Origin of the sequence: Streptomyces sp. 13-12-16 (assembly GCF_002114215.1) — a bacterium.
GTDB lineage: Bacteria > Actinomycetota > Actinomycetes > Streptomycetales > Streptomycetaceae > Streptomyces.
Window position 1 is genome coordinate 1 of record NZ_NCTE01001115.1, and the last position, 3956, is coordinate 3956.

Genomic DNA, 3956 nt, shown 5'->3' on the forward strand with positions numbered 1-3956 from the left:
TCCCGCGCCCGGGCCCGGCATCGTGGACTCGCACGTACTGGCCGGGCTGAGCCGCCGCCGGCCTCGGGGGCGCGGGGGCCGTGCGCCCATGCGGCTCCGCCGCGCGGGCGCACGGAGGAACGACGCCGCGCCCCTACTTGAGTACGCGTACTCAGGCACCTCGGCCGACCAGGCCCCACGCTGGTGGCATGCTGTGGTCCGATCCCGAGAACGAGCCGCCCGAAGAACTGCGCGACACGCAGGACATGCTGCGGCGGCTGGGCGTTCTCATGGCGCTGGCCATGGTGCTCGCCATGCTCGTGATCGGCGTGAGATGAGGCATCCGGGCCACGTCGATACGCTGACCGCATGACAGATCAGCCGCGCCGCCGACTCGTGCTCGCCTCCCAGTCCCCCGCCCGGCTCGGGCTGCTCCGCCAGGCCGGGCTGGATCCCGAGGTGATCGTCAGCGGGGTCGACGAGGACGCCGTCACCGCCCCCACCCCCGCCGAACTGGCGCTCGCCCTGGCCGAGGCCAAGGCGTCCGTCGTCGCCGCGAAGCCCGAGGTCAAGGGCGCGCTGGTGATCGGCTGCGACTCGGTCCTGGAACTGGACGGCCGGGCCCTCGGCAAGCCCGCGGACCCCGAGGAGGCCATCGCGCGCTGGAAGGACATGCGGGGCCGCGCGGGGACGCTGCAGACCGGTCACTGCGTCTACGAGACCGTCAGCGGCCGTTACGTCTCCGCCACCGCCTCCACCGTGGTCCGCTTCGGCGATCCCACCGACGAGGAGATCACCGCCTACGTGGCCTCCGGCGAACCGCTCCACGTCGCCGGGGCGTTCACCCTGGACGGCCGCTCGGCCCCGTTCATCGACGGCATCGACGGCGACCACGGCAACGTCATCGGCATCAGCCTGCCCCTGGTCCGGCGTCTCCTCGCCGACCTCGGCGTCGGCATCACGGAGCTGTGGGCGCGGCCGGAGGCGTGACCGGAGAGCCGTCACCACCGGCGCCGCCCCCGGGAGCGGCGCCGGACCCGGCGGCGGCCGGCTGCTCCGGACGGCCGTCGTACGTCATCAGCAGCAGCACGATGAGCGCGAGCACGACCACCATGCAGAGGAACGCGGGCGGGCCGACCAGGCCCCAGGTGACCGCGCCCAGCAGCGCGTGCACCACCGCCGCGCTGATCAGCAGCACCCGGCCGAGCCCGGCGGGCGCCCGGTCGCGCAGGGCGACCAGCAGGGCCACCAGGCCGCACAGCGCGAAGTAGAGCCCGAAGACGATCCCGCCGATCTTCGAGGACGTCGACATCACGTCCGGATCGAGACCGGCCAGCGACATGTCCTGCCGGTCGACGACGACGCCCAGGAACCAGTTCAGCGCCGCTGTGCCGAGCGCCTCGGCGAACAGTACGAGCGCCACGACCCACGCCACCGGTCTGCGCACCACCGGCCCCCACCCACTTTCGAGCACGCCTGCTGTTACCCCGAGTATGTCCGGGCCGACGCGAAGGCTACTAACGGGTAAACCTCGGTACAAGGGTTCTGCGGAGGGCAAAGAATCATTGGGCCATTCGTAGGGACTCCACAAAGAAACGGAGTGGGCCGCAGCACGCTCTCACAGAGACCTTGACCACACAGGACGGCTAGGGTTTCCGGGAGGAGTCCTGCGTACCGAGGTACGACAAGGGCTTTCGCGGGTCGAGCGAGCCTCGCATCACGCTCCGTGTGGGCAAGCTCACCAGTGGGGACGGGTCGAAGTGCCGTGTCGGCAGTCCCTAAACTCGGCTTGTTTCAAGGAGGGAGCCTCAATCGTGCGCAAGGTGCTCATCGCCAACCGTGGCGAAATCGCTGTCCGCGTGGCCCGGGCCTGCCGGGATGCCGGAATCGCGAGCGTTGCCGTCTATGCCGACCCGGACCGGGACGCTCTGCATGTCCGCGCCGCGGATGAGGCGTTCGCCCTGGGCGGTGACACTCCGGCCACCAGTTACCTCGACATCGACAAGGTGCTCAAGGCCGCGAAGGAGTCGGGCGCGGACGCCATCCATCCGGGCTACGGCTTCCTCTCCGAGAACGCCGAGTTCGCGCAGGCGGTGCTGGACGCGGACCTGATCTGGATCGGCCCGCCGCCGCAGGCGATCCGCGATCTGGGTGACAAGGTCGCGGCCCGGCACATCGCGCAGCGCGCGGGCGCCCCGCTGGTGGCGGGTACGCCCGATCCGGTGAGCGGTGCCGAGGAGGTCGTCGCCTTCGCGGAGGAGCACGGGCTGCCGATCGCCATCAAGGCCGCCTTCGGTGGTGGCGGACGCGGTCTGAAGGTGGCGCGGACGCTGGAGGAGGTGCCGGAGCTGTACGACTCCGCGGTGCGCGAGGCGGTCGCCGCCTTCGGTCGCGGTGAGTGCTTCGTCGAGCGCTACCTGGACAAGCCCCGGCACGTGGAGACGCAGTGCCTGGCCGACAAGTACGGCAACGTGGTCGTGGTCTCCACGCGTGACTGCTCGCTGCAGCGGCGCCACCAGAAGCTGGTCGAGGAGGCGCCGGCGCCGTTCCTGTCGGACGCCCAGGTGGAGGAGCTGTACTCCGCCTCCAAGGCGATCCTGAAGGAGGCCGGCTACGTCGGCGCGGGCACGGTGGAGTTCCTCGTCGGCCTGGACGGCACGATCTCCTTCCTGGAGGTGAACACGCGTCTGCAGGTGGAGCACCCGGTGACCGAGGAGGTCGCCGGCATCGACCTGGTGCGGGAGATGTTCCGCATCGCGGACGGTGAGGAGCTGGGGTACGGCGATCCGGTGCTGCGGGGTCACTCGTTCGAGTTCCGGATCAACGGTGAGGACCCGGGGCGGAACTTCCTGCCGGCGCCCGGCACCGTCACCCGTTTCGACGCGCCGTCGGGGCCGGGTGTGCGGCTGGACGCGGGGGTGGAGTCCGGGTCGGTCATCGGCCCGGCGTGGGACTCGCTGCTGGCGAAGCTGATCGTCACCGGGCGCACCCGCAAGGAGGCGCTGGAGCGGGCCTCCCGTGCGCTGGCGGAGTTCCAGGTCGAGGGCATGGCCACGGCCATCCCGTTCCACCGCGCGGTGGTGAAGGACCCGGCGTTCGCGCCCGAGCTCACCGGTTCGGCCGAACCGTTCACGGTGCACACGCGGTGGATCGAGACGGAGTTCGTCAACGAGATCAAGCCGTTCGCCGCCGCGGTCGACGCGGGGGCGGAGGAGGAGGTCGACCGCGAGACGGTCGTCGTCGAGGTCGGCGGCAAGCGTCTGGAGGTCTCGCTCCCGGCCTCGCTGGGCATGTCCCTGGCCCGTACGGGGCTGGCGGCGGGCGCGAAGCCGAAGCGGCGCGCGGCGAAGAAGTCGGGCCCGGTGGCCTCGGGCGACACCCTCGCCTCTCCGATGCAGGGCACGATCGTCAAGCTCGCCGTGGAGGAGGGGCAGGAGGTCAAGGAGGGCGACCTGGTCGTCGTCCTGGAGGCCATGAAGATGGAACAGCCCATCAACGCCCACCGGTCCGGCACGATCAAGGGTCTGAGCGCGGAGGTCGGTGCCTCCATCACCTCCGGTGCGGCGATCTGCGAGATCAAGGACTGACACGCCTGACGCCAGCGGCGCCGCTGCTCGCCCCGGTGGGGGTGCGGGTCCTGTACCTGCGGCGCCGCTGCTCGCCCCGGTGGGGGTGCGGGTCCTGCGCCTGCGGCGCGGTGTTCGGCCCGGTGGACGGGATGCCTGCGGTGCGGCTTTCGGTTCGGTGGGGTGCGGCTCTTGTGCCTGTGCGGCTTCGGTGGGGGTGCGGGTCCCATGCCTGCGGCGCCTGTGCGGCTTCGGTGGGGGCTGGGGTAGCGCCCACGGTCGGTGGGTGGGTCGGGGCCGCGTCGGGGGTGTCCGTCCTCGGACCGGCGCGGATCACGCTCCTCGGTGGGGCTGGACGGCGCGGACGCGCCGGCCGCTGCGGGCGGCCACCCCCGCCCCGTCCCCTTCCCG

4 protein-coding genes are annotated in these 3956 nt (G+C 71.7%); 3 read left to right on the forward strand and 1 reads right to left on the reverse strand.

Going from position 1 to position 3956, the window contains the following annotated elements; all coding sequences use genetic code 11:
- The first annotated feature begins 188 nt into the window (after positions 1–188).
- On the forward strand, positions 189–317 hold the full coding sequence (gene mmpB, locus B7767_RS48655; RefSeq protein WP_256923689.1) for a morphogenic membrane protein MmpB: 129 nt from the start codon (positions 189–191) through the stop codon (positions 315–317).
- 31 nt (positions 318–348) lie between these two features.
- Positions 349–969, forward strand: coding sequence for a nucleoside triphosphate pyrophosphatase (locus B7767_RS36100; RefSeq protein WP_085575724.1), 621 nt, complete (start codon positions 349–351; stop codon positions 967–969).
- On the opposite strand, the gene B7767_RS36105 is transcribed toward B7767_RS36100, so the two are convergent.
- Positions 938–1429, reverse strand: a complete 492-nt coding sequence (locus B7767_RS36105) for a hypothetical protein (RefSeq protein WP_085575725.1) — start codon at positions 1427–1429, stop codon at positions 938–940. The genes B7767_RS36100 and B7767_RS36105 overlap by 32 nt on opposite strands.
- 364 nt (positions 1430–1793) lie before the next feature.
- Between B7767_RS36105 and B7767_RS36110 the strand changes: the two genes are divergently transcribed.
- Positions 1794–3566: a biotin carboxylase N-terminal domain-containing protein gene (locus tag B7767_RS36110; protein WP_085575726.1), complete on the forward strand. Its 1773-nt coding sequence runs from the start codon at positions 1794–1796 to the stop codon at positions 3564–3566.
- Positions 3567–3956: the final 390 nt, after the last annotated feature.

Excerpts from the sequence above, each read along its gene's own strand:
- mmpB (WP_256923689.1), top strand. The coding sequence starts at position 189 with ATGCTGTGGTCCGATCCCGAGAACGAGCCGCCCGAAGAACTGCGCGAC.
- B7767_RS36100 (WP_085575724.1), top strand. The coding sequence starts at position 349 with ATGACAGATCAGCCGCGCCGCCGACTCGTGCTCGCCTCCCAGTCCCCC.